The organism is Streptomyces sp. NPDC126503 (genome assembly GCF_040302405.1).
Lineage (GTDB): Bacteria > Actinomycetota > Actinomycetes > Streptomycetales > Streptomycetaceae > Streptomyces > Streptomyces gulbargensis.
In genome coordinates, this window is record NZ_JBEORS010000010.1 from 76,847 (window position 1) to 103,613 (window position 26,767).

General features: G+C 75.1%; 26 protein-coding genes and 1 pseudogene. 8 read left to right on the forward strand and 19 right to left on the reverse strand.

Translation table 11 applies throughout. The annotated features are described in order from the left end of the window. Positions 1 to 17: 17 nt before the first annotated feature. Genes ABTY40_RS15810 through ABTY40_RS15825 form a run of 4 tightly spaced genes read right to left on the reverse strand, consistent with a single transcriptional unit; the run spans position 18 to position 4,916 of the window. Positions 18 to 1,040: a Rieske (2Fe-2S) protein gene (locus tag ABTY40_RS15810; RefSeq protein WP_352060007.1), complete on the reverse strand. Its 1,023-nt coding sequence runs from the start codon at positions 1,038 to 1,040 to the stop codon at positions 18 to 20. Continuing rightward, complete coding sequence (locus tag ABTY40_RS15815; RefSeq protein ID WP_352060008.1) at positions 1,037 to 2,095, reverse strand: phytoene/squalene synthase family protein; 1,059 nt, start codon at positions 2,093 to 2,095, stop codon at positions 1,037 to 1,039. The genes ABTY40_RS15810 and ABTY40_RS15815 overlap by 4 nt, the downstream gene beginning before the upstream one ends. Next, positions 2,092 to 3,648 carry a phytoene desaturase family protein gene (gene crtI, locus ABTY40_RS15820; protein WP_352060009.1) on the reverse strand — a complete coding sequence of 519 codons (1,557 nt, stop codon included), beginning with the start codon at positions 3,646 to 3,648 and terminating at the stop codon, positions 2,092 to 2,094. Before crtI ends, ABTY40_RS15815 begins: the two co-directional genes overlap by 4 nt. After that, positions 3,645 to 4,916 carry a polyprenyl synthetase family protein gene (locus ABTY40_RS15825; protein WP_352060010.1) on the reverse strand — a complete coding sequence of 424 codons (1,272 nt, stop codon included), beginning with the start codon at positions 4,914 to 4,916 and terminating at the stop codon, positions 3,645 to 3,647. Before ABTY40_RS15825 ends, crtI begins: the two co-directional genes overlap by 4 nt. A gap of 228 nt (positions 4,917 to 5,144) precedes the next feature. On the opposite strand from ABTY40_RS15825, the gene ABTY40_RS15830 reads away from it, so the two are divergent. The 3 genes from ABTY40_RS15830 to ABTY40_RS15840 all read left to right on the forward strand — a co-directional run bounded on the left by ABTY40_RS15830 (position 5,145) and on the right by ABTY40_RS15840 (position 7,128). After that, entirely contained in the window at positions 5,145 to 5,906 is a 762-nt protein-coding gene (locus ABTY40_RS15830) for a methyltransferase domain-containing protein (RefSeq protein ID WP_352060011.1), read from the forward strand. 170 nt (positions 5,907 to 6,076) lie between these two features. Further along, on the forward strand, positions 6,077 to 6,577 hold the full coding sequence (locus ABTY40_RS15835; protein WP_352060012.1) for a hypothetical protein: 501 nt from the start codon (positions 6,077 to 6,079) through the stop codon (positions 6,575 to 6,577). A gap of 68 nt (positions 6,578 to 6,645) precedes the next feature. Continuing rightward, positions 6,646 to 7,128 carry an MSMEG_6728 family protein gene (locus tag ABTY40_RS15840; protein ID WP_352060013.1) on the forward strand — a complete coding sequence of 161 codons (483 nt, stop codon included), beginning with the start codon at positions 6,646 to 6,648 and terminating at the stop codon, positions 7,126 to 7,128. Between the two features lie 18 nt (positions 7,129 to 7,146). Here the strand turns inward: ABTY40_RS15840 and ABTY40_RS15845 are convergent, their stop codons facing one another. The 12 genes from ABTY40_RS15845 to ABTY40_RS15900 form a co-directional block, all read right to left on the reverse strand. Continuing rightward, complete coding sequence (locus ABTY40_RS15845) at positions 7,147 to 7,683, reverse strand: metallophosphoesterase family protein (protein WP_352060014.1); 537 nt, start codon at positions 7,681 to 7,683, stop codon at positions 7,147 to 7,149. A 28-nt stretch (positions 7,684 to 7,711) separates the two neighbouring features. After that, positions 7,712 to 8,308 carry a hypothetical protein gene (locus ABTY40_RS15850; RefSeq protein WP_352060015.1) on the reverse strand — a complete coding sequence of 199 codons (597 nt, stop codon included), beginning with the start codon at positions 8,306 to 8,308 and terminating at the stop codon, positions 7,712 to 7,714. Positions 8,309 to 8,311: 3 nt separating this feature from the next. After that, a complete protein-coding gene (locus ABTY40_RS15855) occupies positions 8,312 to 9,487 on the reverse strand; it encodes a zinc-dependent alcohol dehydrogenase (RefSeq protein ID WP_352060016.1) in 1,176 nt (391 codons plus the stop codon). After that, entirely contained in the window at positions 9,484 to 9,948 is a 465-nt protein-coding gene (locus ABTY40_RS15860; protein WP_352060017.1) for a hypothetical protein, read from the reverse strand. The genes ABTY40_RS15855 and ABTY40_RS15860 overlap by 4 nt, the downstream gene beginning before the upstream one ends. A gap of 5 nt (positions 9,949 to 9,953) precedes the next feature. Continuing rightward, a complete protein-coding gene (locus tag ABTY40_RS15865; RefSeq protein ID WP_502990589.1) occupies positions 9,954 to 10,415 on the reverse strand; it encodes a DUF4383 domain-containing protein in 462 nt (153 codons plus the stop codon). An 80-nt stretch (positions 10,416 to 10,495) separates the two neighbouring features. Further along, positions 10,496 to 11,170, reverse strand: a complete 675-nt coding sequence (locus ABTY40_RS15870) for a hemerythrin domain-containing protein (RefSeq protein ID WP_352060018.1) — start codon at positions 11,168 to 11,170, stop codon at positions 10,496 to 10,498. Between the two features lie 11 nt (positions 11,171 to 11,181). Beyond that, positions 11,182 to 11,373, reverse strand: coding sequence for a hypothetical protein (locus ABTY40_RS15875; RefSeq protein ID WP_502990590.1), 192 nt, complete (start codon positions 11,371 to 11,373; stop codon positions 11,182 to 11,184). Positions 11,374 to 11,607: 234 nt separating this feature from the next. Then, positions 11,608 to 12,714, reverse strand: a complete 1,107-nt coding sequence (locus tag ABTY40_RS15880; protein ID WP_352060019.1) for a TIGR04222 domain-containing membrane protein — start codon at positions 12,712 to 12,714, stop codon at positions 11,608 to 11,610. Positions 12,715 to 13,009: 295 nt separating this feature from the next. Continuing rightward, entirely contained in the window at positions 13,010 to 13,438 is a 429-nt protein-coding gene (locus ABTY40_RS15885) for an ATP-binding protein (protein ID WP_352060020.1), read from the reverse strand. Between the two features lie 244 nt (positions 13,439 to 13,682). Next, a complete protein-coding gene (locus tag ABTY40_RS15890) occupies positions 13,683 to 14,270 on the reverse strand; it encodes a snapalysin family zinc-dependent metalloprotease (RefSeq protein ID WP_352060021.1) in 588 nt (195 codons plus the stop codon). Between the two features lie 211 nt (positions 14,271 to 14,481). Further along, the gene (locus ABTY40_RS15895) at positions 14,482 to 15,600 is read right to left on the reverse strand and encodes an FUSC family protein (RefSeq protein ID WP_352060022.1); all 1,119 of its coding nucleotides are present in this window, start codon (positions 15,598 to 15,600) and stop codon (positions 14,482 to 14,484) included. A gap of 94 nt (positions 15,601 to 15,694) precedes the next feature. Next, on the reverse strand, positions 15,695 to 16,195 hold the full coding sequence (locus ABTY40_RS15900; protein WP_352060023.1) for a hypothetical protein: 501 nt from the start codon (positions 16,193 to 16,195) through the stop codon (positions 15,695 to 15,697). Positions 16,196 to 16,358: 163 nt separating this feature from the next. On the opposite strand from ABTY40_RS15900, the gene ABTY40_RS15905 reads away from it, so the two are divergent. The 4 genes from ABTY40_RS15905 to ABTY40_RS15920 all read left to right on the forward strand — a co-directional run bounded on the left by ABTY40_RS15905 (position 16,359) and on the right by ABTY40_RS15920 (position 18,957). After that, positions 16,359 to 16,733, forward strand: a complete 375-nt coding sequence (locus ABTY40_RS15905; RefSeq protein ID WP_352060024.1) for a VOC family protein — start codon at positions 16,359 to 16,361, stop codon at positions 16,731 to 16,733. A gap of 340 nt (positions 16,734 to 17,073) precedes the next feature. Further along, positions 17,074 to 17,490 (forward strand): apotyrosinase chaperone MelC1, encoded by a 417-nt coding sequence (melC1, locus tag ABTY40_RS15910; RefSeq protein ID WP_352060025.1) that lies wholly within the window; start codon positions 17,074 to 17,076, stop codon positions 17,488 to 17,490. A gap of 22 nt (positions 17,491 to 17,512) precedes the next feature. Next, entirely contained in the window at positions 17,513 to 18,340 is an 828-nt protein-coding gene (gene melC2 / locus ABTY40_RS15915; RefSeq protein WP_352060026.1) for a tyrosinase MelC2, read from the forward strand. 101 nt (positions 18,341 to 18,441) lie between these two features. Next, complete coding sequence (locus ABTY40_RS15920; RefSeq protein ID WP_352060027.1) at positions 18,442 to 18,957, forward strand: cytochrome b; 516 nt, start codon at positions 18,442 to 18,444, stop codon at positions 18,955 to 18,957. A 33-nt stretch (positions 18,958 to 18,990) separates the two neighbouring features. Here the strand turns inward: ABTY40_RS15920 and ABTY40_RS15925 are convergent, their stop codons facing one another. Next, positions 18,991 to 20,166 (reverse strand): serine hydrolase domain-containing protein, encoded by a 1,176-nt coding sequence (locus tag ABTY40_RS15925; protein WP_502990593.1) that lies wholly within the window; start codon positions 20,164 to 20,166, stop codon positions 18,991 to 18,993. Between the two features lie 500 nt (positions 20,167 to 20,666). Here ABTY40_RS15925 and ABTY40_RS30885 point away from each other — a divergent pair. After that, a pseudogene (locus ABTY40_RS30885) lies at positions 20,667 to 24,031 on the forward strand (S8 family peptidase). A 93-nt stretch (positions 24,032 to 24,124) separates the two neighbouring features. Here the strand turns inward: ABTY40_RS30885 and ABTY40_RS15940 are convergent. Both ABTY40_RS15940 and ABTY40_RS15945 read right to left on the reverse strand, forming a co-directional pair. Continuing rightward, on the reverse strand, positions 24,125 to 24,994 hold the full coding sequence (locus ABTY40_RS15940; RefSeq protein ID WP_352060031.1) for an alpha/beta fold hydrolase: 870 nt from the start codon (positions 24,992 to 24,994) through the stop codon (positions 24,125 to 24,127). Between the two features lie 137 nt (positions 24,995 to 25,131). After that, positions 25,132 to 26,652 carry a glycoside hydrolase family 6 protein gene (locus tag ABTY40_RS15945; RefSeq protein ID WP_352060032.1) on the reverse strand — a complete coding sequence of 507 codons (1,521 nt, stop codon included), beginning with the start codon at positions 26,650 to 26,652 and terminating at the stop codon, positions 25,132 to 25,134. Between the last annotated feature and the right edge of the window lie 115 nt (positions 26,653 to 26,767).

Here is a 26,767-nt window from a genome sequence, read left to right on the forward strand (position 1 = left end):
CGCCCGGGGGCCGCCCTTCAGCCCGGGAACCGCCCCTCCGCCCGCAGCCGGTGCCGCCGCTCCGCGTACGCGAGGTCGTCCCGCCACAGGCGCCCCGACGCGGCCCGCACGGCGGGGCGCAGCAGGGGAGCGAGGGCGCGTGCCACCGCGAAGCCGCGCCGGTCCGAGCCGGCCACGACCGCTTCGACCACGGCCGTGCGGGGCTGCCCGGCGCCCGCCGGCGTCAAGGGTGTCGCATGGGTCTCCACCACCGATCCCGCCCCCTCGCCCTCGACGATCCGCATGACGACCGTCCGCGCGTCGGGCGCGTGGAACGCGGCGCGCACGGGCACGACGATCCGCCCGGCCACCTTGAACGACACGTCCACCAGGAGCACGTCCTTGGCGTCGTCCGGTGGAGCCCCGTCCGGCACGTCGCGGACGACCAGGTCCACGAAGGAGTACGGGTGGAGCCATGCACCGTGCCACGGATCGAGGCGGTTCGCGACGACGTCCTCCGGCTCGCAGGTGCCCCTCCCCGTGTACACGGCGGCGAGCGACGCGCTCGGGGCGGGACGCGCCGGCACGGCGGGCCGCTCGGTGGGCGGTTCCCCGCCCACCCGGTCCAGGCGCACCCACAGCAGCACCCCGTCGTCGTGCACCGGCCACGGCGTCCAGCCGGCGAACGGGCCGCCGTCCAGGTCCAGCCCGTGCCAGTGACAGATGAGCCGCCCGCACCGGACGGCCGCGTCCTTGAGCGGCGCCCCCAGATGCGGGCACGCCCCGGGACCCGCGTGGGGCGTGCCGTCCTCGCCGCGCCACAGCACGATCTCGGTACCCGCCACCGTGCGTCCCAGCGGCCGCCGCGCGGTCAGGTCCCGGGCCGCACCGACGACGAACCAGTTGCCCGTGGGCCGCGCCCGTGCCCGCTCCAGGGCCTCGGCGATCAGCGCCGGCCGCGCGTCCCGCCAGGTCGGACGCTGACGCTCCCAGGCGACGGCGTCCCGGCGCAGCCGGAGAGGGATCGCCTTCCGCCGGCCCGTCCCGTCTCGCTCACTCACCGCGTGTCCTTTCCCCGACGGCCGGTCGCACCGGCGCCTCCTCCCGTGGCGGCCGGGCCCCCACCCGGCCGCGGGTCCGTCCGCCAGGGCGCCGTCGGGGGCCCATCGCCGCGCGCGGCCGGGCGCGGCCCGTGCCGTGCCGCGAGGGCGCCGGCCAGACCCCGCAGCGCCACCGCCGCCCGGCGCCGGCGGCCCACGGCGGCCCGCCGGTGGACCACCGCGTACCCGTCCCGTTCGATCGCGCCGAGGACGTCGCCGTACAGCACGAACGCCGTCCGCACGCAGGGCGCCGAGACCGGATCCAGCCGGGCGATCCCGGGCTCCGCCGCCCGGTAGACCTTCCGCGTCAGCGCCGCGGCGGCCCGCAGCGCCGCGGTGATCCGGGCGTCCCGACAGCCGGTCAGCCGGCTCCACAGGAGCAGGTCCCGGTCGACCCCGTGGGCCGCCAGCAGGTCGGCGGGCAGGTAGACCCGGCCACGGTCGAGGTCCTCACCGACGTCCCTGAGGAAGTTCGTCAGCTGGAAGGCCACACCGAGGTCGGCGGCGTACGGCTCCGCCTCCGCACGGGGCCCGACCGTGCCGAGCACCGGCACCATCTGGAGGCCGATGACGGCGGCCGAACCGTGCATGTAGGCCCGCAGATCGGCGTACGTGGCGTAGGCACCGACCGTCAGGTCGCTGCGCATCGAGGCGAGGAAGTCGGCGAAGTGGTGCGCGCCGATGCCGTACCGCGCCCGGGTGTCCGCCGCCGCCCGCACCACCGGCTGCGTCACCCGCTCGCCCCGCACGGCGCGCCTCCACTGCCGCTCCAGTGCGCTCAGCGCCTCGCCCCGCTCGCCGGGCGTGGCCGCCGTGCCCAGGTCGTCGACGATGTCGTCGGCGTACCGCGCGAAGCCGTACAGGGCGTGCACGGCGGCACGCCGGTCGGCGGGCAGCAGCCGGGTCGCGAGGAAGTACGTGCGGCCGTGGCGGGCGTTGAGGCGCCGGCAGACCGCGTACGCCGCGCGCAGCGACGGGTCGGTGATGCCGGCCGCGTCCAGTTCCCGGGCCGTCATGCCGTCCGCCCCTCGCCCGGTGCGGCGGCCGGCCCCGGGGCGGCCGCGGATGCCCGGACGGACCGGCGCGGACGTGCGCCGCCGGTCACCCGGGCGGCGGCGAGCTTCCCCGAGAGCAGCACCGTCGGCACTCCCACGCCCGGGGTGGTGCCGCAGCCCGCGAGGACGGCGTTCTCCGTCCCCCGGACCAGGTTCCGCGGACGGAACGGACCGGTCTGCGCGAAGGTGTGCGCCGCCGAGAACGGCGTCCCGGCCGCATGGCCGAGCGCCGACCACTCCGCCGGCGTCACCAGGCTCTCCGCCTCGATCGACGCCCCGAGGCCCGCGAGCCCCCGCCGCTCCAGCTCGCGCACCAGCCCGTCGCGGTAGCGGGGACCGAGCTCGCCCCAGTGCGCCACGCCGGGCCCGGTCTCGGTGTTGGGGCACGGCGCCAGGACGTAGTGCAGGTGCCGTCCCGGCGGGGCGAGCGACGGGTCGGTGGCGGTCGGTCGGGTGATCAGCAGGGACGGATCGCTCATGAGCCGTCCGCTGCCGATCAGTTCGTCGAAGGTGGCCTCCCACGCCGACCCGAACGACAGGGTGTGGTGGGCCAGTCGCGGCCACGTACGGTCCGTCCCCACGTGCAGCACCACCGCGCTGGGCGCGTGCCGCAGGCGTACGGCCCGCCGGGGCGCCCCGCCCAGCAACCGGTAGGAGACCGGCAGGTCGGGGGTGAGGACCACCGCGTCGCACGGGACGCGGTCGCGGGCGGTGACCACCGCCGTCACCCGGCTCCCCGTCCGCTCCAGCCGCAGCACCGGCTCCCCGAACCGGAGCACCGCCCCCGCCCGCTCCGCCGACCGTGCCATCGCCTCCGGTACGGCGTGCATCCCGCCCCGGGGGAAGTACACGCCGGCCACCGTGTCCATGTACGCGATCACGGCGTAGGCGGCCAGCGCGCGCGACGGCGCCACCCCCGCGTACAGGGCCTGGAACGTGAAGACCCGGCGCAGCCGCTCGTCCCGCAGGAACCGGCCGATCGCCCGGTCGAGGCGGCCGAACCCGCCCAGCGCGGCCAGCCGGGCCAGCTCGGGACACAGCAGCTGGGCGGGGGTGTCGAAGTTGGCGTCGATGAAGCGCCGCATCTGCACGGCGTGGAGCCGTTCCAGCCAGCCGCGCAGCCGGCGGTACCCGAGGGCCTCCCGCGCGCCGGCGAAGGCGGTGATCTCCTCCTCCATGGCGGCGCCGTCGGTATGGACGTCGAGCCGCGAACCGTCGGCGAACAGCGCCCGGTAGGCGGGCCGCAGCGGAATCAGGTCGAGCCGCTCGCGCAGCGAGTCGCCCACGGCGTGGAACGCCTCGTCGAGGATCTCCGGCATGGTGAGGACGGTCGGCCCGGTGTCCACCCGGTAGCCGGCGAGATCGAGGCGCCCGGCCCGCCCGCCGGGGAGCGCCTCCCGCTCCACCACCGTCACCCGGCGCCCCGCACCCATGAGATGCAGCGCGGCGGCCAGCCCCGCGAGACCGGCGCCCACCACGACGACGTGGTCCGTCGGACCGTTCACGGTCCTCAACGGCCACCTCCGGTCAGCACCGGCCGGCCGGCCTTCCGCACGGCCTGCGGCGAACCGGAGCCGGACGCGCCGTCGTCCGGTCCGCAGGCGCCGCGCAGCAGCGTCATGATCCGGTCCTCGGCCCCCGGGGCGAGACCGGCCTCGCGGACCGCCTCGGCGCCCCGGTGGCACAGCTCCTCGACACGCCGGGCCACCTCGTCCCGCGCCCCGCACGCCACCAGCAGGTCGAGCACCCGGTCCAACGCCCGCCCGCCGGCCCCGGCCGGCCCCACGGCCCCGTCCAGGAGCCGCAGGCCCGCCTCGTCCCCGGCCCGTGCGCACCGCTCGCGCGCCACGGCCAGGACGTACGTCGCCCTGCCCTCGCGCAGGTCCTCACCGACCGGTTTCCCGATCACCGCCGGATCCCCGAACGTCCCCCGCAGGTCGTCGCGGAGCTGGAAGGCGAGCCCCGCCGACCGACCCGCCTCCCGCAGCCGGCGGACGGTGCGCTCCGGTGCGCCGGCGAGCGTCGCCCCCAGGGCCAGAGGACGCTCCACGGTGTACGAGGCCGTCTTCAGGGCCGCGACGCGGGCCGCCTGCCCGGCCGACCCCGTACCGGTGGCCTGGGCCCGGAGGTCGAGGTACTGGCCCGCCACCATCTCCGTACGCATCGCACGCCAGATCGCGTACGCGCCCCGGGCCGTCGTCCCCGACCCGTCCAGGCACTCCACGAACGCGTCGTCGGCCCACGCCAGGGCCAGGTCGCCGGCCAGCACGGCGGCCGCGCCGCCGAACGTGCCGCAGGGCAGCTCGCGCGCGCCGGTCCCGTACTGCTCGTCCAGGACGACGTGCAGGGCGGCACGCCCCCGCCGCAGGGCGGACCCGTCCATCACGTCGTCGTGGATCAGCGCACATGTCTGGACCAGCTCCATGGCCGCCGCGGCCCCCAGGAGCCGCGCCGCCCCGGACTCCCCGCCTCCGCAGCCCCGGGCCGCCCACCAGAGGAGTTCGGCCCGCAGCCGGCTGCCGCCGGTGAGCGCGAAACGCGCCACCCGGGCCGCGAGATCGCTCCCGAAGACCGCGTCGGTGGCGCAGGCCTCCCGGACACGCCGTTCCAAAGTCTCGCGGAGCCAGGCCTCCACCGCCGCGGGCACGTCCCTGTCGACGGCGACCGGATCGACCGGATCCACGGGACCGGCCGGGCCGACCGCGTCGCCCCGACCGCCGGAAGCGGCCGGCTCAGGCGGATCGGAGGGAACGGGCGGGTCGAGCGGGTCCTGTACACGCATCGGAACTCCCTGGGCCGGCGGCATGGCGGATGAGGCTCACGAGTCATTCCGTACCGCCCTCGCCCGCGGATGCACGCGCATTGCGCCGAGCGGCCCCCCTCGGCGACCGCCTCCGAGGCACAGCCGGCACCCGCCCGGGTCGTGAGGCACCCCGAAAGGACCCGGCGAGGCGCGGCGGACCGGACGGGGGCCGACACTGGAGAGACCGAGACCGTGGAGGAGCCGACGATGTCCCTGCTCACCGACGCCGACCTCGCCGGAGCGTTCGACCACGCGGCCCCGACGTACGACCGGATGACCTCGGCCAGCCCCGGCTACCACCGCCACCTGCTGCGTTCGGCACGCCGCCTCGGACTGCCCCGGGAGGGAGCGGGGCAAGCCGTGCTCGACCTCGGCTGCGGCACCGGCGCGTCGACGGCCGCCCTGCTGCGCGCCGCCCCGCGCGCCACCGTCACCGGCGTCGACGCCTCGGCCGGCATGCTGGCCCGCGCCCGGCAGAAGACCTGGCCCCCGGGCGTGACCTTCGTCCACGCCTACGTCGAGGACCTGGCAGGAGCGGGAGCAGCCACGGGGACGGGGCCGGGGGAGGAGGCGGATGCGAGGGCCGGGACGGTGACCGGACGGCCGTACGACGCGGTCTTCGCCGCGTACCTCTTCCGCAATCTGGCGGACCCCGACGCCGGCCTCGCCGTGGCGCGCGACCTGCTGCGCCCCGGCGGCCGGCTCGCCGTCCACGAGTACGCCCTCGGCGGCCGGGCCGTCCACCGGGCCGTCTGGTCGGCGGTGATGGCCACCGTCGTCCTTCCGTGGGGACGGCGGCACGGCGACGCAGCGCTCTACCGGCACCTGTGGCGCGGCGTCCTCGCCTTCGACACGGCGGCGCAGTTCGCCGACCGGCTGCGGCGCGCCGGGTTCACCGGGGTGCGCACGCTGCCCCTGCCCGGCTGGCAGGCCGGGATCACGCACACCTTCGTGGCGACCCGGCCCTGACGCGCCCCCCGGGACCGCCGGAGGGTCCGCCACTTCCCCGAGCGGGACTCGCCGCGGACGAGGACCGGGCCCCGCCCGCCCCGCGCATCCGGGGGCGCCGCCGGGGCGGAAGAGACATCGGAAGGCCGGCAGCGCGCAACGGACGCGGCCGCCGGAGGAAAGGACGTCCCATGACGCACGAGACCGAACAGGCGGCGACCGGCCCGTGGGGGAGGCCCCGGCGGGACGGCGACGGCCCGGACCCCGCTCATCAGCGGCCGCCGGGAGTCAGCGACCTCACGGTGGAGGCCCTCGGGTCCCTCTCCAAGGCGCTGGAGACGGTCGAGCGGGCACGCGGCCACCTGTACGGCTTCCACCAGCTGACCGGCACGGCCGACTTCGAACTGGACCGTGCCGTCCGACTGCTGCGGGACGCCGGCCACGACGACTGGGCCGACCGCGTCGAGACCGAGCTCCTCGGGCGCAACGTCATCCCCGGGCACTGGACGTTCCAGATCGTCGAGGCCTACAACCGGACGTACTACGAGCCGTTCAAGGACCTCGAACAGAAGGCCGTCTCGTGCCTCGCCGGTGGCCGGGACCACCTCTTCGAAGCACGCCTCAAAGAGGCGCGTCGCACCCGGGGCCACCCCGACCACACCTCCTGCCCCCAGGGCCCCGGACCCGCCTGACCCCGCGCGGGCCGCGCGCCCCCGCCGGCGCGTGCGCCGGCCCCCGACCGCCCCGACAGGAGCCCCCGGTGCAGACCTTCCTCCCGTACGCGGACTTCTCCCGCTCCGCGGCCGTGCTGGACGCGCGGCGTCTGGGCAAGCAGCGCGTGGAGGCACTCCAGGTCTTCCGGGGGCTCACGGTGCCGACGTACGGCTGGCGCCACCATCCGGCCGTCCGCATGTGGGCCGGGTACGAGGAGGCCCTGGTGCGTTACGGTCTCGACGTCTGCGCCGCCTGGACGGCCGGGGGCCGCGCCGACACCTGCGCCACCACCCTCATGGCGGACTACCTCGCCTGGCACCCGGGCGCGGAGGTGCGGGACCAGGAGCGGCTCGCGGCGGCCGGGGACCTCCCGCCCTGGCTCGGCGACCCCGCCTTCCACCGCAGCCACCGCTCCGCCCTCCTGCGCAAGGACCCCGGCCTGTACCGCCCCCTCTTCCCGGACGTGCCCGACGACCTGCCCTACGTCTGGCCGTCCTCCGACCGCGAGGGCGGCGCCGAGCGGGCCTGAGGGCGTGGGCATGCGGTGTCAGCGCCTCGGCAAACGGTGCAGGACCACCTCCGAGAGCGTGCCGTCCGCGACCACGCAGGTCATGTAGGTGCAGTACGGCTGGCGCCTGCGGTCCGTGGGGGAGCCCGGATTGAGCAGACGCAGGCCTCCAGGGGCCTCGGTGTCCCAGGGGATGTGGCTGTGGCCGAAGACGAGGACGTCGAGGTCCGGGTGGAGCGCGGCGCAGCGCTGTTCGCGGCCCCGGGCCGGTCCCGTCTCGTGGACGACGCCGAACCGGAGGCCGCCCAGCGTGACGCGGGCGACCTCCGGCAGCCGGGCCCGCAGCTCCGGGCCGTCGTTGTTGCCGTGGACCCCGACCAGGTGCCGCGCGCGTTCCTCCAGGAGGTCCAGGGTGGCCACGTCGACCCAGTCCCCGGCGTGGAGCACCACGTCCGCCGCCTCCACCTCCCGCAACAGCTCCTCGGGGAGCCGCCTGGCGCGCAGCGGCACGTGCGTGTCCGAGACGAGCAGCAGCCGTACGGGACGGCCCGGCGCCCCGGTCCCCTCATGGGCCACGGACGGTCTCCTTACTCCCGGGCGGGTGCTACCCGCCGTACGCGTCCTCGCGGGGGACCGGGCCGACGCCGGCGTGCCGCCCGGGGCGCAGGGCCGCGTGGCGCTGTCCCGGCCCCGGTCCTCCCCGGGCCGCGAGCGCGTCGGCGACGGCGCCGGCCGCGAAGGCGTAGACGGCCTTGTGGAGCACGTCGACGACCAGTTCCTTCCGGGGCCAGGTCGAAGGCGGCGCGCCGACGCCGGTGGCGTTCTCCAGGATCTGGTCGGAGGTCAGCCGGACGACGGCGAACTTCGCCGAGGCGACCGGGCCGCGCAGCCCGGCGTGCGCCATGACGGAACGCAGGACCCCGAGGAGGGTCGCCTGCCCGATGTGCATGGCCCAGTTGGCCGCCCGGGGCCGCTTCCCCGGCCGTTCGGGCAGGCCGGTCAGGCGCTGGAGCACCCGCGCGGGCACGTACGAGTCGGGGCGCCCCGTGACGGCCTGCTCCAGCTTCTCGCCGAGGGTCATCACGACGCTCCCCGCGGCGCCCGCGATGAGCCCCTCGCGCAGCACTCCCTTGATCAGGCCGGGGCGGCCGTCCGTGTCCGTACCGCTGACGCGGCCGTGGCCGCACCGCCTCGGTCCCATGGCTCAGGCCCCCGGCCGGATGACCGCGCGGACGCAGCCGTCGGTCTTGTGCTTGAACATGTCGTACGCGGCCGGCGCCTCGTCCAGGCTCACGGTGTGGGTCGCCATGTGGGAGGTGCTGAGCTCCCCGGCCGCGATGCGGTCGAGCAGCATGGGAATGTAGCGCTGGCCGTGCATCTGCGCGCCCCGCACCGTCAGCCCCTTGTTGATCACCGCGCCGAGCGGGAACTTGTCGACGGCGCCGGCGAACACGCCGAGGATGAACACGGTGCCTCCCTTGCGACAGGCGTGGATGGCCTGGCGGACGGCGGTCGGACGGTCCGTCTGCAACCGCAGCTGCTGCTTGACCTGGTCGTACACGTGCATCGGGCCGTCGCTGTGCGCCTCCATGCCGACCGCCTCGATGCAGACGTCCGGACCCCGGCCGCCGGTCCTTTCCCTCAGTTCGGCGCCGACGTCGGTGCCGCTGTAGTCGATGACCTCGCTGCCCACGTGGCGTTCGGTCATCCGCAGCCGCTCCGGGACGCGGTCGATGGAGATGACCCGCTCCGCGCCGAGGAGGATCGCCGCCCGCGCCGCCATCTGCCCCACGGCGCCGCAGCCCCACACCGCGACCACGTCGCCGGGGCCCACGCCGCCGAGGTCCGCGCCCATCCAGCCCGTCGGGACCGAGTCGGAGACGAACAGGGCGCTGGTGTCGTCGACGCCCTCGGGAATGGTGAAGGCGCCGTGGTCCGCGAACGGGACACGCACGTATTCGGCGTGGCTGCCGCGCAGCCCGCCCATGGCGTGCGAGTAGCCGAAGATGCCCGCGGTGTCGGCGCCGAAGAGGGCCTGCCCGATCCCGGGATTGGTGTTCGTGTTGTCGCACAGGGACCACAGGTCGTTCGCGCAGTACCAGCAGCGCCCGCAGCCGACGAACGAGCAGACGACCACCCGGTCGCCCACCGCGTGGCGCCGCACCCCGGAGCCGATTTCGACGACCTCGCCCACGAACTCGTGCCCGATCACGTCTCCGGCGCGCATGAACGGGATGTAGCCGCCGATGAGGTGGAGGTCGGATCCGCAGGTGGTGCCCGCGACGAGCCGGACGATCATGTCCTGGTCGTTGCGGAGGATCGGGTCGGGCACCTGCTCGACCGAGAGCCGGTTGACTCCTTCCCAGCACAGGGCTTTCACAGCACTCCCTCCCCGCCGGCGCGCCGGCTCAGCGTCCCGATGAGTTTTCCGCCGGGGGTCTCGTGGTCGGTGGGCGGCGCGTCGGGCAGGAGGACCTCGCCCGCCTCCAGGAGGGCCTTGGCCTCCCGGAGGGCGCGGCGCAGGTCCTGACGCGGGTCGTCCCCCGTGACCCGGGCGGTCACGGAGCCGGTGCCCTCCGCCTCCGGGTCCCTGAAGCGGGCGGCGAGTTCAGTGCCGCGGTCGCCGGGCGCGGCGCTGATCCGGGTCTCGATCCGGTCGCCGAACTCCTTCAGGGGCCCGATCTCGTGGGGCCGTACGTCCTCCGGCGCGCGCTGGACGGTCACGACCAGCCAGCGGTTCGTGTCGCCGGGCTCCTGGCTCCGTGCGGTCAGGCGCCGCAGGGCGACGGCTCCGGCGGCGAGTCCCGCGGCGGCGGTGAGCAGCGTCCTCTTTCCCGCCATGCCCGTCACGCCCGCGGGGTGGTCGTCGTGTGCCGTCGGCCGAGAAGGGCGCCGAGCGCGATCATGCCGAGGCCGAGGACGAAGTGGAGCCAGTCGTCCGCCGTGTTCAGCGGGACGAAGTTCGCGCTGCTGTGGTGGTCGACGAGCAGGCCGTACAGCCACAGGACCAGGTAGACGGCGCCGCCCGCCAGGAGGAACGTCCGCGCCGCCGCGGCGGTACGGGCCATGGCCACACCGGCGACGCCGAAGGCCAGATGGACCAGGTTGTGCAGGATCGAGACCTGGAAGACACCCAGCAGCTTGGCCTCCGAGTCGTGCGAGGCGAACTTCATGGTGTCGTAGTCCGTGGTGATCCCGGGAATGAAGCCGAGGATCCCCACGAGGAGGAATACGGCTCCGACCAGCAAAGCGGCCTGCTGGACGGGGGTGCGGGCGTTGCGTGACGCGTGGGTTCCGCTGGTCATCATGGGCCTTCTTCCTTGATGTCTGTCCTGTTCTGCCGGACGCGGCTCCGGGCGCGGCGCCCGTGTGCCGGCCGCCTCGGGACCTACCGTCTTCTCCGCGCCACGGCGGCGGCCGCGACCACGGCGAGCAGCGCGGCCAGGGCTCCGGCCCTCCGGCCGGTCGTGGCCGTCCCCGTACCCGCGCCCAGCACGTCCCGGAACCGGTCGTACCCGCTCAGCGGCACACCGAGGAGCGCGTTGCCAGGCGGTCGCCGCGGAACGGCGGGGTGGGGGTGGGTGGGAGCGGTCCTGCGCACGGACTCCCAGGCGGTGCCGAGCCGGCGCAGCCGGGGGGCGTCGAGCGCCTCCTGGAGGCGGGGGAGGAGGGTGTCCTCCTCGTCCCTGATGTCCTGCCGGATCAGGTTGAAGACCTGTCGCACCCGCTCCTCACGCGCGTCGTCCCCGGGAGGGAGGCGCTCGATCTCGGAGGTGAGCCGGTTGATCTCCTGATGCTCCTCCTCGACCCGCGCGGTCAGGGCCTCGCCGTCGGGGACGCTCCGTCGGACGGCCGGCCAGAGCACGGTCTCCTCGGCGAACGCGTGGCCGAAGACGAGCCGGACGAGCTGCCTCAGGACCTCGTCCCGCTCACCGGGGTCGGTCACGGTGTCGTACCGGTCCATCAGCCGGTCCATCTCGGCGTGGTCACGGCGCTGGCGCGCGAGGACACTGTCCCGGCCCCCGAGCTCCGCGACCGTCTGCTCCCTGATCGTTCCGGGCATCCCGCCGCTCCTCAGGCCGCGTCCGCGCCGGTCGCCCCGGCGCCGGGTCCGTCGTCGTCTCCGGTCCTTTCGCCCTCGGCCTGCGAGGGCGTCGTACGGGGAACACCGGAGGAGCCGGATCCCGAGGATCCGTCGGCCGTCCCGTTCTCCTGTTCGCGCTCGCCCTCGGCCTGGGACGGCGTCTGCTCGCTCATCTCGCTCATCTCGCTCCTGTCGCTCCTGTCCTTCACGGACGGGCCTCCGTGCCGGTGGGGCCTGTGGTGGGGCCGGGGGTGTCGATGCTGCGGGGGGTCCCGGGGACCCCGCCCAGCCGACGAGTACCCGGGTCACGTCACACCAATCGGGGCACAGGCGGACAAAAGTGCGAGCCGCCCGAAGTCGGGCGGCTCGCGATGGGACAGACGGCACGGACCGGCGGGCGCCGGGTGCGGCCCGGATCAGCTGCTCGAACCCCCTCCGCAGCTCGATCCACCGGAGGAGCCGCCACAGCTCGACCCGCCCGAGGACCCGCCACAGCTCGATCCCCCCGAGGATCCGCCGCAGCTCGACCCGCCCCCTCCGGACGAGCCGTTCCCGGAGGAACTCGCGCAGGTCGCGCCGCCCGAGGAACAGGCGCTCGCGGAACAGCCCGACCCGGTGCCGGACTCCGACCCCCCTGATCCTCCGCCCGAAGCCCCGGGGGAACCGCCGCACGGGCCGCCCCCCGGGGTCCCCGCGCACCAGTGGATCACCGCGAGGGCCGCCGCCCCGTCCGAGCCGGAGGAGGAGCGCGACGCCACCGGCAGCGGCCGCTGCCCGCGCCGGGGGCCGTACACCCGCGCCGCGTCGATCAGCTGCGTCCGCAGTTCGTCGTTCGGGAGGGCGCGCAGCCCTCGCAGCGCGACCTGATGTCCGGCGTCCGGGTCGTACACGTGGTCACCGCGGTAGGCGGCGACGGCACGCGCCCCGCCCCGGGTGACCCGGTTCCGGTTGTATCCGGCGCACACCAGCGTGGCCAGCCCGCCCAGGAACAGGACGGGCACCACCTTGAAGGCGAGCGGTGCCTCGCCCCGGCCCGGATCGACCGCCATGGACAGGACCACCGACAGGGCGAACAGGCCGAGGAGTGCGAGGCCGAGAGCCCCGCACAGACGGCCGTCCGCCCGGCGCCGCTCCGGGTCCACCAGCAGGCCGCGCGCCGCCAGGCCGTCACCCACCTCCTGGACGGCCGGGTCCCGCATCACGGCGAGCCGCAGATCGTGCAGGGCTCCGCTCGGCGCGGCGGCCAACCGCTCCATGACGGCCCGCTCGACCGGATCGCGCGGGGCCAGGTCCGGGCGGAGCACGACGACCAGACCCGGGCCGCCGACGCCGATCCGCCCGTCGTCGTGGAGCTGGGCGAGGGCGCTGTCCACGACGCGCGGCGGACCCCCGTGGAGGAACGCGGCCTCGGCCATGTCGTGCACCGCTCCGCCCCGGTCCGCGCGGACGGCGCGGAGCCGGACGACGAGCAGGACCAGCGCGACCGGTACGGCCACCGCCACCAGTACGGCGAACGCGGTCATCGGCGCCCACCTCCCCCGAACCGGCTCCCACCGGGCCGGAACGGCGCGTCGGACAGCCGCCGCCCTGCGCCGGTCGTCTCCGCCGCGGGCTCCTGCCGGCCCACTCCGGGCGGCACCGCGGCCGCCTCCGTGATCCGCGGGCGCCTGTCGGCCCCGATCACCAGTTCCCCCATGTCCCCTCCTTCGGTCCCTGACGTGATGGCCCTGCGCCGGGCGTTCGAATCTCGTCGGGGGAACGTTCAGAGGTTGATTTGAGGTTGGGGCCGGTGAGGGCGGGTACGCGGCCCGATCCGTCTCACGCCTCGGCCGGCTCCCGGGACTCGGGTGGCTGGAAGCAGGCGGTGACGTCCTTGCCGCGGGGGCAGCGGCGGGCCTCCCACTCGTCCGCGAGGGCGTCGATCAGGAGCATCCCCCGCCCACCGAGTGCCCCCTCACTCGCCTTGCGCTGCTCGGGAAGCTGCGTCGAGGCGTCGTGCACCGTCACGTGCAGGCACTTCTCGTCCCAGGTGAGGATGAGCTGGGCGTTGCTGTGGGCGTGCACATGGGCGTTGGTGACCATCTCGGAGACGGCCAGGACGACCGCGTCGACCAGGTCCGGTGACGTGTGCTGCCAGCCGAGCGCGGCCAGGTGATCGCGGGTCCAGTCCCGTGCTGTCTTCACTCCGCTGCTGATCGGCAGCGATCGCGCCCATCCGACGGCTCTCACTGAGGGGTCCTGCGGCATGGTCTCTCCTTCGGCCGGCGTCGTGTCCGTATGTGTCAGCGCGCGTCCGCGTTCGTCGCTTGCGTCTGCGTTCGTGTGCCCGCCAATCGGCGGACGCAACGTGCGCGCCGGACCTGTCGACGCCCTTCCCCTCTTCGCGGCCGGACGCGGGGCCGCGCCGCGGCGGTGTCCCCGCGCCGTTCACGTCCCCTCGCCCGACGGGCCCACCACGCGACCGTGGTGGGCCCGCTCCGGACGGCTTCGGCTACGGGGCGTCCACCAGCGTCCGCCCGTCCGCCGGGACGAGCAGGGCCGCGCCGTACGCGTAGCGGGACTCCGCCCGGGCCTGCTCGGTGGCGTCGGGGACCGCGTTCCGGCAGCTCGTACCGGCGCTCGAGCCCGACATCAGCTGGGAGCACGGTCCGGGCTTGGTGTCGGGCAGGCCCAGGCTGTGTCCGAGCTCGTGGGCGGCGATGCGGGTCTTGTCGTAGCCCTGGAGGACCGCCTGGCTGCCGAGTTCGACGCGGACCTGGCCGCCCGGGCGGACCGGGCCGAGGGTGGCCTGCGGCCAGCCGGTGGTGGCCACGATGACGATCTCGGCCCGCGTGCCGGGCGCGGCCTCCACCAGTCGTACGTTGTCGACGTTCGCGTTCCAGGAGGCGACACCGGCCGCGATCGCCGCCTCCCAGCCGCCGGCCCGGCTGTCGTCGTAGCGGAGCGTCACGACCGCCGAGGGCCTCGCCGCCGACGGACCGGTGTCCGCGAGGGCGTTCGCCGGTGTGCCGGCGGTCGTTGCGGCGAGGACGGCCACCGCGGCGGTGGTTCCTGTCTTCACCCATGTGGAGAACTGCATCGCTGTCCCTTCACCCGTGGGGGACCCGGCACCGGGGATCGGGCCGGGGGAGCGGGAAGGAGCGGGGGACCCAACCGGTGCGCGTACGCCTGGAGTTGGAGGCTCCTCCCTGGGAACTCCGACGGTAGACCCACGCGCATCTGAAGTCATGTACCTGTCAGGACATTATCGAGGCGCCGTCATGCCCGTCGGCACCGCGGCCGGCGGTACGTCAGGAGGCCGACCGGCACGCGCGGTCCGCGTGCTCGCGGATGTGGCGTATCTCGTCCAGGACCCGTTCGGCCTCCGTGAGGGCCGTCCCGAAGACGGGCCACTCGCCCGGAGTGTCCAGGCGGCCCTGCCGCACCGACGCGGCGACGTCGTCGTAGTGACGTGCCGCCTCCTCCAGGCAGTCGTCGAGCCGGCCGGAGTCCTCCGGTCCTCGCGGGAGGCGGAGACAGCCCAGCGCGGCGGCGGCGCAGCGCAGCAGCTCCGCGTAGGAGGCCAGAACCTCCTCGGTGGCCGTGGCGCGCCGGGCGTGGGACAGGGCCCGGGAGACGGAGCGCAGATGCGTGCCGACCCGTTCGATCATGCTGATCGTGTCCTGGCACCGCTGGAGGGAGCCCTCCGCGCTGCTCCAGGGCCGGCGCGGGTTGAGCCGGGTGTTCTCCTGCTCCTTGTCCACGGTCGTCCGTGCCCGCGCCGCCTCGCGGGCCAGCTCCTCGCACCGGCGGTCGCCTTCCTTCGGCGAGGACTCCTCGGTTCCTTCGCCCGCCGCCGCGCACGCCAGGGTCCGCAGCAGGTCCTGCGCCCGGGCCGCCAGGTCGCCGGTCATCTCCTCCGCCGTGTCCGTATGGGGCGAGGGCGCGACCGCGACGTGGGCCGCCAGGCCGCAGCAGACGCCGATCGACGCGGCCGCCACCAGGTGCCCGATGTAGCCGATCTCGCCACCGCCGCCCGCGAACGCGAACAGCGCCACCACGGGCACCTGGGTGCTCTGCCGCCCCAGGAGGTTCAGCCGTGCCCCCGTCAGGGCGACGAACGCGAGGACCGCGACGCTCCAGGCGTGGACGCCGGCGGTGCTGCCGAAGGCGGCCGCCACCCCCGTCCCCAGGGCCATGGCCCCCAGATACTGCGCCGAGTCCAGCAGGGACCGGAACACCGTGGACTGCAGCGCCATCAGGGCCGTGAACGCGGCGAAGGCCGTGACCGTGTGCGGCAGCAGCCAGGAGGCCAGCCACCAGGCCGTCGCGGCGGCTGCGGCGCCCTTGGCCTGCAGCAGCAGCGCGTCCCGCTCCGGACCGGGCCGGCGCACCGCTCGCAGCAGCGTCTCCCGCCGGCCGCGCGCCACTTCCCGGCACCTCGTGCCGACCGCCCCCACCCAGTTCGTGGACCCCGTTCCCGCGCCGTCGCGCCCTCGTCGTACCGTCACCGCCCGACCGCCCTCACGCACCGGAACGGGCGGCTCCGGCGCCGGGCGGACGCAGATGAGGACAGGTCCCTCCGGCGGCGGCCCGGAGGACCCGCATCCGCCGCAGCAGATCACGGGTGAGGCGCCGGTTGACCGTGGTGCGCCAGGTGACACCCGGATACCGCGCCCGCAGGTGCGACAGGGCCCTCGTGCCCAGTCCGCAGTCGCGGAACGGCGGGTCGAGCACCACCTCGGTGATGACCCCCTCGGCGCACCGCGCGCACGCCCGGTACGTCACCCGCCCGACCACCCGGCGCACGTGCACCAGCAGCAGGCACTCCTCGCCGTGCCCTCCGGGGGCGGGGGAGGACAGCAGGCGGACGTCCCGGTAGGCGACGATGCGGCGGTGCCACCTCCCCCAGCGCCGTCCGGAGCGCCGGTGCCTGCCTTCGGTCCGTCGGGGAAGGTCGCCGGTCCGTCGTTCCGGCGTCCGCGTGCGCACGGCGGGCATGGTGAACGTCTCGAGTCCCAGCATGCCCCTTCGCGTGCCCCGATCCCGCCGAGGGATGTCCCGGACTTCACGACGGCGGTACGCGACGGACGGACCGGCGCGACCCGCGCTGCCCGGATGTGGTGCCGGTGGGGTGTCACGGGCGCGGGGACGTGTGTGTGCGCGCGACGAGGGCAGGCGTCGATCCATGACGACGATGCTCGCCGCCTTTGTCCTCGGCACCCCCGATCCGCCCGCACTGGCCGATTTCTACCGCGCCCTCCTGGGCTGGGAGGAGGCCGAGCGCGAGGCGGCGTGGGTCCGCCTGCGGTCCCCGGGCGGGGAGCGCCCCGGCCTCAGCTTCCAGCTGGAGACCGATCACGTGCGGCCGGTCTGGCCGCAGACGCCCGGCGGTCAGCAGATGCAGGCTCACCTGGACATCCAGGTCGACGACCTGGAAGGGGAGACCCGGCGGGCGTGCGCCCTCGGAGCCACGGTGGAGGAGCACCAGCCGCAGAAGGACGTACGGGTCCTCCGCGACCCGCACGGCCACCTGTTCTGCCTCTTCCTTCCCGGTGCCTGAACACGAGCGACCGGCCCGTTTCCCGCCTCCTGTCGCTCACGGTCACCAGCACGTTCCGGACAGTCTGACGGCGTGAACCCCACCACACCGCGGGACTCCACTCGAAAGATCGTTCACATATCGATCACGTTCTCCGTAAAAACTTCGCCACGACGGCCGCGGTGCGCCGTGAACAGCAAGATCAACTTCGTTCAATCCTGCACCTTTCACGGCAGGTTGTCCGTATCGTGGCCAACCGGTGCGCGGCGATTACCCCGGTACCGGCACCCCCGGGTACTGATGAGGCCTGCCGGGGGCATATGACCAATCCCCTGGCGCGCAGACCAACAGGGGGTTTTCCATGTCCAGCATCACCCGCCGCACAGCCCTGGGCGCCGCCGTCGGCGCCGCGGGCCTCGCCCTCGCCGGACCCGCCGCCTCCGCCGGCGCCGCCACCGCGCGCACCGGGGCCGCGGACCGTCCCGCCCCGTCCGCCGGGACGGCGGGCACGGGCCCCGCTCCGGCGGCCTTCGACGAGGTGTACCTGGGCCGCCGCATCAAGGGCGGCGCCACGCACGGCGGTCACCACGGGGGACACCACACGGGGGGCTACTCCGTGACGATCGACGGCGAGGAACTGCACGTCATGCAGAACGCCGACGGCACCTGGATCAGCGTGATCAACCACTACGAGCCGCTGGCCACGCCCAAGGCGGTCGCCCGCGCGGCGGTCCGCGAACTCCAGGGCGCCCCGCTCGTTCCCCTCACCCTCGCCTGATCCGATCCGGAGCCCGCACACCATGACCGTACGCAAGAACCAGGCCACCCTCACCGCCGACGAGAAGCGGCGCTTCGTCAACGCGCTGCTCGAGCTCAAGCGCTCCGGCCGGTACGACACCTTCGTGACCACCCACAACGCCTTCATCATGAGCGACACCGACAACGGCGACCGGGTCGGCCACCGCTCGCCCTCGTTCCTTCCCTGGCACCGGCGCTTCCTCCTGGAGTTCGAGCAGGCGCTGCAGTCCGTCGACCCCACCGTCACCCTGCCCTACTGGGACTGGACGGCCGACCGCACCGCCCGCTCCTCGCTCTGGGCGCCCGACTTCCTCGGCGGCACCGGCCGGGCCCGCGACGGCCAGGTCACCGACGGGCCCTTCGCCCGGGCCGGCAACCGGTGGACCGTCAACGTCCGCGTCGACGGCCGCGACTACCTGCGCCGCGACCTCGGAGCCGGAGGCCGCCAGCTGCCCACGCGCGCGGAGGTCGACTCGGTCCTCGCCATGGAGACGTACGACACCGCTCCCTGGAACAGCTCCTCGGACGGCTTCCGCAACCACCTCGAGGGCTGGCGCGGCGTGAACCTGCACAACCGCGTCCACGTCTGGGTCGGCGGCCAGATGGCCACCGGCGTGTCCCCCAACGACCCGGTGTTCTGGCTGCACCACGCGTTCATCGACAAGCTGTGGGCCGACTGGCAGGCCCGCCACCCCGGATCCCCGTACCTGCCCGCCGCGGGCACCCCGAACGTCGTCGACCTCCGGGACACCATGCGCCCCTGGAACGACGTGACCCCGGCCGACATGCTGGACCACTCCCGCCACTACACCTTCGACACCGCCGCCTGACCGCACGGCCGCTCCGGGCGGATCCCCGCACCACGGGGATCCGCCCGGACGGCGCAGCGCCCACGGCGCCACCGGCCGCCGCCCCGGTGCACAGTGGAGCCATGGGACCGACCACCGGATACCGGCCTGTGACCAAGCTCCTGCACTGGACCGTCGTCCTCGCCTTCGCCGCCCAGTTCGTCCTGGGCTACGTCCTCGACGCCTCGGAGTCCGGCCGGGGGAGGGGCAGGGGCGAAGGGCCCGGCAGGGGGCGCGGCGGCGGATTCCCCGCGTTCGGCGAGGACGGGCCGCTGACCGCGCACATCCTGCTCGGCGTGACGATCGTCCTGCTGGGAGCCGTCCGCCTGGTGCTGCGCCGGCGCCTGCCCCTGCCGCCGTGGGCGCCGACCCTCTCAGCGGCCGAGCGGCGCCTCGCCCACCGCACCGAGACCGCCCTCTACGCCCTGACGTTCGCCGTGCCCGCCACCGGACTCGTCCTCCTGGCCTCCGGCGACGACCTGCTGTGGCTGCACGTCACGGCGCACCTCGCCTTCTTCGCGGCGCTCGCCGCCCACGTCGGCCTGGTCCTCAAGCACCAGCTCGTCGACCGCGACCGGCTGCTGCGCCGCATGCTCTGACCACGGGCCGCCCGCCCGCCGTCTCCGGCCGCGTCAGCGCCGCAGCAGGGCGCAGACGAAGTCCTCCTGCACGGCCCGCACCTTCGCCAACAGGTCGGGCTTCACGGTCTTGTTGATCTGCGTGGTGAGGGAGAAGGTCAGGGACCGCCGGCCGTCCGCCGTCGCGACGGCGAGCTGGGTGTAGCCGGGGAAGTTGCCGGTGTGGCCGTAGACCGTGCCGCACCGCGTCGTGTACCGGAAGACGGCCAGGCCGCCCGCGTTGGCACCGGGCCCCGCCGGCTCCGAGGCCGCGCCGGGCAGGAACCGCCGCTGTTGGCGCCGGGTCTCCTGCGACAGGTACCCCTGGTCGCCCGCCCACGCCCGGATGAACGTGCTCAGGTCCTCGGGCGTGGCCACGATGCCGCCGGAGGCCCAGACCCCCGTGGGGCTCAGGAGCTCGCTGACGTCCTCGGGCGGGTCGGGCGGCGTGACGTCGTAGCCGTGCAGATACGGCCTCGGCATCCGCGGGCTCTGCGGCAGGCTGGTGTTCCGCAGGCCGAGGGGCCGGTACACCAACTCCTCCAGGAGCCGCTCGTACGGCTCGCCGGTCGCCGCCTCCGCCATCAGGGTGACGGCGATGTTGTCCGAGTTCGAGTACGCGTACCGGGTTCCCGGCCGGAACTCCAGCCCCCGGTCGGCGACGAAGTCGAGCAGCCGGCGCGAGTCGAAGCGGTGCTGCGGGTCCGCCACCACGATCTCGACGAACTCGGGCGCGGCCGAGAAGTCGGGCAGCCCGCTCGTGTGCTGGAGCAGCTGCCGGAGCGTCACCGCGTGCCAGGCGGCGGGCAGCGCGGGCAGCCGCTCACCGATCGTGTCGTCCAGACGCAGCCGTCCCCGGTCCACCAGCCGCAGGGCGACCGCCCCGCTGTACGCCTTGGCGACGCTCGCGAGCCGCATGTGATCCACCGTCCGGGGCGGCCGGCCGCTGCGGAGGTCGGCCACACCCGCCCGGTGCACCACCGTCCGGTCCCCCACCCGCAGCAGCGCGATCGCCCCGGGCGGCCCGCCCGCCGTCCGGACCAGTTCCTCCAGCCGCTTGTCCAGGAACTCCCCCGACAAAGGCGCGCCGCCCGCCCGCGCGGCCGGGACGAGACCGCCGACCAGCGCGGCGGCGGCGAGTGCGGTGCCGGTCAGGCGCACGAGGGCGCGTGAGCGCGGACGGGTTCCGATACGTGCCACGAACGACTCCTTCTCGACGGGACATCGGGGGACACCCGGAGGTGCGGGTCCGCCCAGCATCCGCCGCGCGGGCCGCGCCCGCCCTCCCGCTGCTCCATCCGGCCGTGATCCGCGCGGCGCACCGCCCGGCGGCGACCCCGCGCAGGGGTTCGGATACGGCCAAGAGGAGGGGAGCGCCCCGGCCGGAAGGCCACCGGACCGCCACATGCCCGCCGCGCCCGCCCCGTGACGCCGCCGGGACGGGCGACCGCCTGCCGCCGTCGCGCAAGCATCGCAGGGCGGTCACGGCCCCGTCACAGTGCCGTCATGGTGCCATCGCACCCGGCGGCCCCCGGATGGCCGGAAAGCGTCATTCCGCAACGCGTGGGCGGTGGTGGGCCGTCGGGCGCCTCGCATACTGCGCTGACCGGTCGCCGGGTGCCCTCGCACCCCGGGCCGGACACACCACCCGACCTCATCCCGAGCTCCCTGGGGGAGACTTGCGCGCACATGTGAAGAGAACACGCGCCTGCGCCGTCGCGGCGGCCACCTGCGTGGCCCTGCTGGCAGGCACGACCGGCCCCGCGACGGCGACCGCCGCGCACCCCGCGGCCGCACCGGACATCACCCCCGTCGGCGGGCACCAGCGGATCCCGCTCGTCACGGGCGACCACCTGGTGGTGGACGCCCGGGGCCGCATGGTGCGCTTCGAGGCCGCCGAGGGCCGCGAGCGCATACCCGTCCAGGTGCAGCGCACCGGCGACCGCACCCTGGTGGTGCCCGCAGACGCGCGGCGCCTGATCGCCGACGGCCGGCTCGACCAGCGCCTCTTCGACCTCGCCGTGCTCACCGACCCGCGGCTGCGGGTCAGTCACCGCGACGGCCTCAAGCTCATCGTGCGGTACGAAGGGGCGGCCGCGGGCGCGGCACGGGCCGAGGTGCGCGCGGCCGGCGAGACACGGACGCGCCGCACCTTCCCGACCCTCGGCGCCGAAGCCGTGCAGACCGCCCCCGGGGACGAGCCCCGCGTCTGGGAGGCGCTGACCGCCACGGAGCGGACCGGCGCCCGCGCCGCCGCCCCCGGCATCGCCGCGGTGTGGCTCGACGGCGTGCGCACGGCGAGCCTGGACCGGGGCACCCGGCAGATCGGCGCCGACCGGGCCTGGGAGTCCGGGTACACCGGCACGGGCGTCCGGATCGCCGTCCTCGACACCGGGGTCGACAAGACCCACGACGACTTGAGCACCCGGGTCGTCGCCGAGAAGAACTTCTCCGCCTCTCCCGACACCGCCGACCGCGTCGGCCACGGCACCCACGTCGCGTCGATCGCCGCCGGCACCGGCGCGAAGTCCGGCGGCCGGTACAAGGGCGTCGCGCCCGGCGCCGAGCTGATCAGCGCAAAGGTCCTCGACGACGACGGCCACGGCGACGACTCCTCCGTCCTCGCCGGCATGGAATGGGCCGCCGCCGAAGGCGCCGACGTGGTCAACCTCAGCCTCGGCGGCCCCGACAGCCCGGGCACCGACCCGCTGGAGGCGACCGTCGACCGGCTCTCCGCGGAGAAGGGCATCCTCTTCGTCGTCGCGGCCGGCAACGAGGGCGAGGCCGGCGCCTCGACGATCGGCTCGCCCGGGAGCGCGGACGCCGCGCTGACCGTCGGGGCCGTCGACCACGAGGACCGCATGGCCCCCTTCTCCAGCACCGGCCCGCGCGTCGGCGACGGTGCCGTCAAGCCCGACGTGACCGCGCCCGGCGTCGCCGTCGCCGCGGCCGCCGCGCCCGGCAGCACCCTCGACACCCGCCCGGGCACCGTCCATCCCGCCCCCGGGTACCTGCGGCTCGACGGCACCTCCATGGCCACCCCGCACGTCGCCGGCGCGGCCGCGCTCCTGAAGCAGCGGCACCCGGACTGGACGGCCGGCGAATTGAAGGGCGCCCTCGTCGCGACGGCCGAGGACGGCGGCCACACCGCCTTCCAGCAGGGCTCGGGCCGCATCCGGGCCGACCGGGCCCTGGCCAGAACGTGATCGCCGAACCCGTCTCGCTGAACTTCGGCACGGCGGCCTGGCCCCACACCGACGACCGGCCGCTCACCCGCACGGTCACCTACCGCAACCTCGGCACCACCGACGTCACCCTCGACCTGGCGGTGTCCGCCCTGGACCCGGCGGGCAGGCCCGCCCCCGCCGGATTCTTCGCGCTGCCCACCCGGCAGGTGACCGTGCCCGCCGGCGGGACCGCCGCGGTCGACCTCGTCGCCGACACCCGGATCGGCGAGGCCGACGGCACCTACTCCGCCTCCCTCACCGCGACCGCTCCCGGCGGTGCGACCGTCCGCACGGCCGCGGTCGCCACGCGCGAGGCCGAGTCGTACGACCTCACGCTCAGGGCCGTCGACCGCGACGGCACCGACGCCGAGAACTTCTCCACCACCCTGACCGGCGTCGCCGGCCCCGCCGCCGGCTTCGAGGCCCGCGTCGACAACGAGCCCGGGACGCACACCCTCCGCGTGCCCAAGGGCTCGTACACGCTCAACACGGCCGTCTACCAGGACCCCTCGGACTACACCCGGGGCACCGACTGGATCGCGCGGCCGCAGCTGGACATCTCCGCCGACACCACCGTCACCGCCGACGCGCGCACCACCCGGCCGGTGGACCTGACCGTGCCCGGCCTCGACCGGGCGGACTACGGCGGGACGTACTACGAACGCGCCACCGACATCGGCCGCGTCGGCAACGGCTGGGTCCTGCGGGGCTTCACCGGCTTCCGCACCGCCCACGCCGGCCCGCCCGTCACCGACGGCACGCTCCTGCAGACCTGGGACGCGCACTTCCTCAAGGACGCCACCAGCCAGTACGCCGTGGCCTTCGGCGGCCCGGCGAGCACGGTCGCGACCGGCTACACCCGGCACGTGCGGGCGGACGAACTGGCCACGCTGCGGATCGGCCTCGGCGCCTCCGCCCCCGGCAAGACCGCTCTCGCCTCCCCGTTCCCCCACCTGCCGGGCGCGCCGGAGGGCAACGGCTTCTCGGCGCCGCAGCCCGCGCCGGGCACCCGCACCTTCCACATCTCCACCGCCGACGGCGTCCGCTGGCTGTCCAAGTTCAACCAGTTCGGGCAGCCCGACGAGTGGGGCTACCCCGCCTTCGAGGGCGGCTACGAGATGACCCGCCCGAAGCGGTACGAAGCGGGCCGGACGTACCGCGAGACCTTCAACACCGGCGTCTTCGGGCCGCTCCTGGGTGGCGGGGCGGGCGTCTTCCGCACCGCCCCGGACCCGGCGACGGGCGAGCAGCACATCGTCGGATCGCTGCCGCTGTTCGCCGACGGCCAGGGCCACGTGGGCCTCACGGCGGGCACCTCGGCCACGACGACGCTGTACCGCGACGGGGTCGAGGCCGGCCGGAACGACGACCCACTCAGCGGCACGCGGCCCTTCACGGTCGACGCCGCCGACGCCGAGTACCGGCTGGTCACCTCGGCGACCAGGCCGGCGGACGTCGCCGCCGCGACCACCCGCGTCGAGACCGACTTCACCTTCCGGTCCCGGCAGGTCGCGGCCACGACCGCCCTTCCGGTGTCGACGGTCCGCTTCGCCGCCCCCGTCGACCTCGCCTCTCGCGTCCCGGCACGGACGCCCGTCCTGTTGCCGGTGACCGTCCAGGGAGCGGCGGCCGGGAAGAACCTGGCCTCGCTCACCGTCTCCGTGAGCGAGGACGACGGCAAGACCTGGCGCACCCTGAAGGTCGACCACGGCACGGTGGCGGTGAGGACCCCGGAGAAGGACAAGGGGATCTCGCTCCGCGCCCAGGTCACCGACCGGCAGGGCAACCGGTCGGCGCTGACGATCCACAACGCCTGGTACGGCTCCTGAGCCGTCCGGCCCCTTCCGGCCCGCTCCTGCCGTCCGGCCGGGTCTCCTCAGGGAGGCCCGGCCGCGGCGCCCCGCCGGTCCACGGGACGGGATCTACGCCCTGCGCCAGAACGAGAGCAGGGCCTCGGCGAGGGGACCCGGCGCCTCCTCGGCCATGTGATGACCGGATTCGACCGGTCCGCCCTCCAGCGGGCCGTCCACCCACGGCCGCCAGACGCCCGGCACGTCACCGTAGAGGTCGGCCAGGTCGTCGCGGGTGGCCCACAGCACCTGCACCGGGCAGCCGATGCGCCGCCCGCGCTCGTGGTCGGCGTCGTCGTGCTCCCGGTCCACCCCGAGACCCGCCCGGTAGTCCTCGCACATCGCGTGCACCGTCGCCGGATCGTGGATCGCCCGCCGGTAGTCCTCGAACGCCTCCGCGCCCATCCCTTCGGCGCTGCCCTTGTACCAGGCGTCGGGATCGGCGTTGATCACGCGCTCGGCGGGTTTGGCGGTCTGCCCGAGGAAGAACCAGTGCCACCAGCGGGCGGCGAACTCCGCGTCGCAGCGCCGCAGGGCCTCCCCGATGGGGACGGCGTCCAGCACGCTGAGGGCGACGACGGACCGGGGATGGTCCAGGGCGAGCCGGGTGGCCACATAGGCGCCCCGGTCGTGCCCGACGACGGCGAACCGCTCGTGGCCGAGACGCCGCATGACCGCCACGCAGTCGGCGGCCATGGCGCGCTTCGAGTACGGCCGGTGCCGCTCGTCCGTCGGAGGCTTCTCCGACTCGCCGTAGCCCCGCAGATCGGGACAGACCACGGTGTGGCCGGCCGCCACGAGGAGCGGGGCGACCCGGTGCCAGGTCACATGGGTGCGCGGATGGCCGTGGAGGAGCAGCACCGGCGGCCCCGCGCCGCCGTGCCGTACCCGCAGACGGGCACCGTCCCCCTCGCGGCGCGTCAGTTCGAAGCCGTCGAACACCTGCCCTCCTCCGTCGGCGGACCTTCCCGCGCGCCTACCCGGGGACGGTGCGCCGACACGTCTCCCGGACGGCCGGTGCCCGTCCCCGGGACGAGCCGGCACGGTACGGCGCGGGGAGCGGCCGCACCGTGCCCGGCTCAGCTGCCGTCGACGAGCCGCAGCGCGAACTCCGGGGAGAAGGAGCCGGCCGCGTACTGCGGACCGTCCGCCGGGCAGCGCGCGTCGTCGGCGTGCCGGCCGTCGGAGTCACCCGGGTTCTTGACCCACAGGTAGTACGCGGCGCCGCCCTCGCCGACCCGGGAGGACGGCCCCAGCTTGCGCAGCGGGGGGTTGCAGAATCCGACGAGGCCACTGCTCTCGTCCCCGGGCACGGTGTAGGCGCCGTTCCCGTTGCGGGAGGTGTCCACGACCCACGTGGTGTCGACGCCCAGCCGCTCCTTGACGCGCGCGGCGAGCCGGCGGCCGTAGTCGTTCGACACGTCCGTGGAGTGGTAGTGGGACACGTTCACCGCCACCCCGTCGGCCAGGTAGATCCCGGAGCGCCCCAGCAGGTCGGCCATGTCGTTCAGGCCGATGCCGCCGTCCGCCGGGTCGTCCGTCCGCCCCGCGCCCAGCGTCCACGTCGCGTTGCCGGCGTCGAGGTACGTCCGGACGTGCGGGCCCTGCGCGTCGAGGTGCTGGTTGGCGTACCACAGCATGTCGAAGCGGGCCTCGCGCTGTTCCGCCGTGAGGCACTTCTGCTCCACGTCGGCCTGGGCCACCGCGTCCGGCTCCAGGATGACGAGCGCCGGCCGCCGGGCGATGCCGGCGATGAACCGGTCCATCCACTCCTTGTAGGCGCGGGCGTCGTCCGCGCCACCGCCGGAGGCCCCGCCGCAGTCCCGGCCCGGAATGTTGTAGGCGACCAGCGTGGGGAGCCGGCCGGCGGCCGCGGCCGCGCCCACGTAGCGGTCGACGTCCGCCCGTACGTCGGTGTTCCAGCCGCCGAACCACTTCACCGTCGTCCGGTCCGCGATCTGCGTCCGGATCGTGCCGGCGCGCTGGTCGGCGGGGTGGGCGTCCACCCAGGCGCGCGCGGTCGAACGGGGGTCGACGAAGAAGCCCTCGCGGGCCGTCGACGTCGTCAGCGAGACGTTGTCGAAGGTGATGTCGGTGCGGACCGGCTGACCGCCGACCTGGAAGTCGATGTGTCCGTCGGCCGAGGCCAGCGAGGAGGTGAACGTCCAGCTGAACCGCTGCGGGGTGGTGGTCAGATCGAGGGTGTTCCCCAGGGTCTGGGGGTACGGGGGGTCGCCCAGCTGGACCGTCGACCCGATCCGCGTGGGCGTGGACGCGCGGGCCTCGAAGGAGAGCGTGTAGCGCGCCCCCTGACGCAGGGTGATGCCGCTCTGGCCCACGACCGTACGGTAGGACTGCCCGATCTGGTCGGCCGGGGCCGCTTCGACCGTGGCCCGCAGCGCGCCGCCGACGGAGGCCAGCGACGCGCCGGGACCCGCCCACCAGTGCTCGCCGTTCGTGGTGAACGTTCCGTTCCGTGCCAGTTCGCCGTACACGGCCGGCTCCGGAGCCGCCTGCGCCGCCGGGCCGGGCAGGGCGAGCAGGGCGAGGGCGCACGCCGAGGCGGCAAGGGCCCTGAGGGGTGTCGAGAGGTGTCTCATACTCGGCTTTCTTCTGCGGATCCGAAGGTGTCCCGTGGCGCGCGGCCGTACCGCAAGAGCCCCTGGACAAGGGGACCTTACGGCACGGCAGGCCCACCGCCCCCGTGTCGGGCGG